The sequence below is a fragment of the Ruminococcus difficilis genome, from assembly GCF_016680995.1.
The window spans coordinates 1-5,169 of the sequence record NZ_JAEQMG010000135.1; the positions used below are offsets into that span (position 1 = coordinate 1).

The 5,169-nt window shown below is 47.1% G+C and carries 6 protein-coding genes; all 6 read right to left on the reverse strand.

Features of this window, described 5'->3' with window-relative positions; all coding sequences use genetic code 11:
- Nucleotides 1-182 precede the first annotated feature (182 nt).
- A complete protein-coding gene (locus JKK62_RS12430) occupies nucleotides 183-956 on the reverse strand; it encodes a L,D-transpeptidase family protein (protein WP_201428151.1) in 774 nt (257 codons plus the stop codon).
- 156 nt (nucleotides 957-1,112) lie between these two features.
- Entirely contained in the window at nucleotides 1,113-1,769 is a 657-nt protein-coding gene (locus JKK62_RS12435) for a M15 family metallopeptidase (RefSeq protein ID WP_201428152.1), read from the reverse strand.
- A 164-nt stretch (nucleotides 1,770-1,933) separates the two neighbouring features.
- Nucleotides 1,934-2,917 (reverse strand): M15 family metallopeptidase, encoded by a 984-nt coding sequence (locus JKK62_RS12440; protein ID WP_201428153.1) that lies wholly within the window; start codon nucleotides 2,915-2,917, stop codon nucleotides 1,934-1,936.
- Nucleotides 2,918-3,053: 136 nt separating this feature from the next.
- Nucleotides 3,054-3,380 carry a hypothetical protein gene (locus tag JKK62_RS12445; protein WP_201428154.1) on the reverse strand — a complete coding sequence of 109 codons (327 nt, stop codon included), beginning with the start codon at nucleotides 3,378-3,380 and terminating at the stop codon, nucleotides 3,054-3,056.
- Nucleotides 3,370-4,299, reverse strand: a complete 930-nt coding sequence (locus tag JKK62_RS12450) for a ParM/StbA family protein (RefSeq protein ID WP_201428155.1) — start codon at nucleotides 4,297-4,299, stop codon at nucleotides 3,370-3,372. The genes JKK62_RS12445 and JKK62_RS12450 overlap by 11 nt, the downstream gene beginning before the upstream one ends.
- Before the next feature lie 118 nt (nucleotides 4,300-4,417).
- Nucleotides 4,418-5,169: sigma factor-like helix-turn-helix DNA-binding protein (locus JKK62_RS12455; RefSeq protein WP_201428156.1), on the reverse strand; the 752-nt coding region annotated here is incomplete at its 5' end.

Genomic DNA, 5,169 nt, shown 5'->3' on the forward strand with positions numbered 1-5,169 from the left:
TTGTTGCCTTGCTTGAGCTGCTTGACGAGCTGCTGCCGCAGCCTGCTAAAACAACAGTTGCAGCAATGCACATGCAAAGAAGAGCGCAAATGATGGTATACTTTTTTATTCTCATAATTATATCCTCCGTTTTCTATGATGTGATCATAGCGTAACCTTTTTATTGCATATTACCTATTACTTTAGAATTCCGCACCTAAGTTTTCCATTGAATCGATCACAATGACACAATCGGGATCGACATGCTGCATAATGTAATACATCTGCTCCTCGGGTACCGCGACGCAGCCGCCCGTGCGGGGCTTTCTGTCGCCGAGGCAATGCAGGAAGATCGCGGAGCCTTTGCCCGCTGTTCCTTCCTCGTTATAGCTGATATTCATACAGTATTGGTACTCGTACTGATAATCGACGATGTGCTCGCTGTCCTCGGTATTAAGATTCGGATAATCCTTGATGCTTACCATCTGATTGTATTTGATGTTGTTGTCGCCCGACCAATAGGTATTATCATCGACCTTGGTGTATTCGATGGCGCAGCCGGGATCGTCCGCAATACCGAAAGCGGCGTTGAAGCGGAAGGTGCCTACAGGTGTTTTGCCGTCGCCTTCTTTTGTCTTGCCCAAACCTTCTTTGCCGATAAATCCGGGTGTGGAGGTCAGCATTTTCCAATTGCCGTTCTCATCCTTTTCGTGCATGGATATCCAAGCCGTTGAACGCTCATAGCCGGCAACCACAAAGAGCTGCTTCGCATTCTTTGCGGCATCGAGCTTTGTGACCCACTCGGGAGAAGCCTGAGGCTCCTGCGAAAGGCGCTCTCTCGGGGTGGAAAAGGCTGTGGCTTTTGAAGCTGTGTCGGCAGTCGCATTTTGGTTCGTGTTGCCGCAGCCGGTGAATACTACCGCCGCTGCCATGCAAAGGCAGAGAAGAATGCAGGTAAAGGTCAATTTCTTTTTCATGGGAGTTTCTCCTTTTTGTTTATTATGATAAGATAAATATAACATATATATTTGACTTTGTACAGATGCAAAATACCCTCGATTTGTAGCCTAATTAACACTCTGCCGCCAAAGTGTAGCCAAACAGACAAATCATAGGAAAGACCGGTGTTCATTTCATCTTCTCAAATATTCCGCCGAAACGGGGAACTCAAAATAGGTATCGGGATATGGCTCATCCTTCAGGGTGAAGTGCCACCATTCACAGTCGATCGGCTCAAAACCGTTGCGGACCATCGCGCGCTGCAACATCATACGGTTTTCGTACTGCTGTTCCGTGATGCCTTTGTAATCCGGGTGCGAAACAACGCTGAACAAATCGAACGGACTTCCCATATCAAGTTCCTTACCCGTACTCATATCAAGGAGCGTCAAATCGACCGTGCTGCCGCGGCTGTGGCTTGATTTCTTGGCAATGTATCCCTGTTCAAACAGCTCTTGCTTTTGCAGATCGGGATAAAAGTACGGCTTCATACGAATATCCTGATCCTCAATACCCCACAGCACAAAATGCTTGACGGCGCAGGCGGGACGGTAAGCGTCAAATATTTTCAGCCTGTAGCCGTGAACGATCATTTCATTGCTGACGGATTTCAGCGCACGCGCCGCTTCCTTAGTCAGCAAAGCACACGGCTCCTCATAGCCGTCGATCCTTTCACCGATAAAATTGTAGGTTGAATAGTAGCGGATTTCCTGCACGATATGCGGTACATAGTCCGCAAGCACCACGAAACCCGAAGGATCTGCCGTGATATCCGATTTATAACTTTTCATAACAATCACCCCGGTTTGTTTTGCTGAAATGATAACCGATCCTGAGCCTTGTTTTGATTATAGCACATTTGAAAGGAAAAATAAAGTTTGGAAATGACAGGAAACACGTAAATAAATTTATAATTGAAATGAAAGATTATCGCAGATACATCAACAGATCAAATTCAATATCCGTATCCGAAGGTAACGATCTCCCAGCCGCCGTCTGCGGTGCGGCAAAGCCACCACTGATAGTCGGTATAATCCTTGTCAGCCGTAAGCGTCAGCTCTTCGGTTTCCTTCGGCGTGTGGAAATCCATCAGGAATTCGGCGACCTGCGTGTATTTGCCGTCGGGATTGATCTCGTTCATTTTCGCGAGCATTTCGTCTGTCGCTTTTTCATCGCCTGCGTAGCGGATGCTCTTTAGGTCGACATCGCCCCAGAACGCGAATTTGCACTTGATCTGGATAACGGCGTCCTTCAGCTCATCCTCAGTATAGAGCTTGGAGGTCCCGTAATCAATGCTGACGGATCCGCCGGTGTAGGCTCCGAGATATTCCTCGAAGGTAACGCCCTTTGACGTGATCTCCTTGGCGGTATCAACATTGTCAAGATAGCGGATGTGCCACGGCTCGTAGCCGTAACCGGTGATGTGCTCGCTGCCGTCGAGATAGCGGAGAATAAAGCCGTAGTCGGCGAGCTTTGCGTGAATCTTCGACCAAATCTCGGGATATTGGATCATATCCTCGTTCTCGACAACGTCCATGCCGTCGATGATGAGGTAAAGGTCGAGCGCAAGACCCGTGTGGTGCTCGGAATATCCGGGCTTCGCGACGGTCTTTGCCGCGTAGTCCGCGCCGTACTGCTCGGTGAACTCATCCATGATACGCTGCTGGTCGGCAACGCTTCTGCGCGCGGAGTCGAGGTCGACATAAACGCCATCTTTTTCAAGCTCTGCCTTAAGCTTGAGGTAAGCATCATAGGCTTTTGCTTCAACCTCAACATCGTCGCCGACGGAGTTTGTCATGTGTACGGTCTCGAGATGTTCTTCCCAATCGTCGGGGAGCTTGTGCGTCTTGTTGACAAGCGCCATGTAATCTATGCCGTCGGTCTTTGCCGAATCAACAGTTGCCGCTGTTGTTGCCTCGCTTGCTACAGTATAAGACACAGCCACGGAGTGTAATTATCACCCTGTCTGCTGTGCCTTATACTGCTGATAATACTTCATTTTTTGATTATTTCGTTGTGCCGTCAAAGTGACGGCAGTTTTGTTTATCGTCTCAAAATTTGCCGTCACCGTGCCGTCAATCAAACAGTTTGAGGTCGTCCAGAATATCCTGTTCGGCTTCTTCCTGCTGTTCTGCGCTTAAAGTAGGATTAACAGCCTGCGGAGCGAAGTTTGCTTCCGCAAAGCAAGCCCGCATTTCTTCACGGATGATATTTCGTATATCTTCCTCGTGCTGCTCACGGGTGATTGATTGTAGATCTACATATTCCGCAAGCGCATCTATCATAAACTGATTGCGAGAATGATATTTCTTAACATCAAGGGTTTGCATAAACTCGGCAAGATTACGTTCACGGGCATCGGTTAGGTCGAATCGTACCGTCATTTTGTACTCATCCTTCATTCTTTGCCTCGGCTCTCAGATATACATCGGCAAGATACTCGTAGCCTTTAGCGGCGGCGCAGATGTCATCAATGAACTTCACACGGTTAAAGCTTCCCTTATAGAAATTCTTAATCAGGCAACCGCCGCCTCCGCAAACGTAGAGATCCATCGTGTCCTCGTCGTAGTGATGTTCACGCAGACGACGGAAGATCTCGGCAACGTATTCCTCCGCAATAGCGGTGATGATTTCCAAATCCGAATCGGGAATATCCGCTGTGCTAGTCCTCAAAACCTCGTCGATGATATAATCGTTCAGCTCTCTGCGTGTCTTTCGCATAAAGCCCTCACGAATGGCGAGAGTGCATTGATAAGTGCCGAACTTTTCAGTGAACATCTTACCGCTTTGTGGCTTGCCGTTGACGAGATAAAGCGTATTCATCGTACCGTTTCCAATGTCAGCGACCATACTCAAGCCTTTGAGCGTTGACTTGATCGGCACAACCGCAGAATAACCCTGCGGATAGATTTTTACATCACAGATTCGGATATGATAATCTACATTCCGAAAAGTGAACTCTACTTCTTTGTTCTTCGACAGATATGCCGCAAAATCCGTTTTCTGACCGCTTGTCCAAGTCAAGGGCAAGCCTGCGGCGATAATAACGTCCGCTTCGGTCAGCCCTTCATCCGCAAGCTCTGTTGCGATAGCGGCGAGCGTAAGGACATAGTAATCCTCGTCGTTCTGCTTTTCGGGGAGAAACTCCTTGTGACCTTCGCCGATCAGATAATACTTTCCGTTGTAGGTAAGCATATCCTTTGTAAACAGCGGTTCGTTATCGTGGGTGGTTATACCGGTCTTGAAACAATGATTAGCGGTTTTGATGTTGCCGTAGCCGTGGTCGATACCGATGATGATTTTGTCTTTAAAACTTTTCATAATAAAAATACCTCCTGAAAATAGTAAAACTGCCCTGAAAAGTGGGGGCAGTTTTCAAATAATAAATTGTGTTATTTTTGGCATAAAAATAACACCTACCGAAAACAATCAGTAGGTGCTATTCAAAGCCAATGTCTGTGTTTGTGTGTTCTTGGAATTTACTTCCGATTTTGTCAATGCGTTTTTTAACGGCGCTGTGCGTTTTATAGCCGACCTTATCCGCAATTTCCTGATAGGTATAGCCTTCAACACGAAGCTCCAATATCTGCCTGTCCTTTTCGGACAGTGTTGCCATAAACCGCTCAACATCAACCTTAGCGGCTGTGTCGCCTTCCAAGTCGATACTATCGTCCGCCTTATCCCACTCAGCTCCGTCGTGATTTTTCTTGTAATCTTCCTGAAACGCCTCGAGCGAGATCATCGGGTGCTTAGTTTTCTTATGATAATAGCTGTTCTTAAAGTCGTTTTTCTGTTGGCTATATCTATAATCGAAATCCTCAAAGCACTGATATTCCTTGACAACTGCGAGAATCTCATTCATTCCGAAACGCTCCATTGTTTTCGGAACGATATCCTTCAAAACAGCATCAACATATTCGTCGCTGACAAAGCCGAAAAAAGTTGTGGGCTGAATATCGTTAACAAGGCTCTCAATCGGCGGCAGCACGCCCTCATCCTGCATTGTTTTTATCCAGAAAGACGGTGCGTGAGAAAACTTCCACGCCGGATGGTCGCCCGAATATATCTCACGTCCTACATTCAATCCCATATATTCCCATACAAGATAATGGAAAGCGTCATACATCAAGAGTGCGAATTGGTCGCTTTCTATCAGCTCTATCTGCTTCCAGTTTGTGAACAGCTCATAGG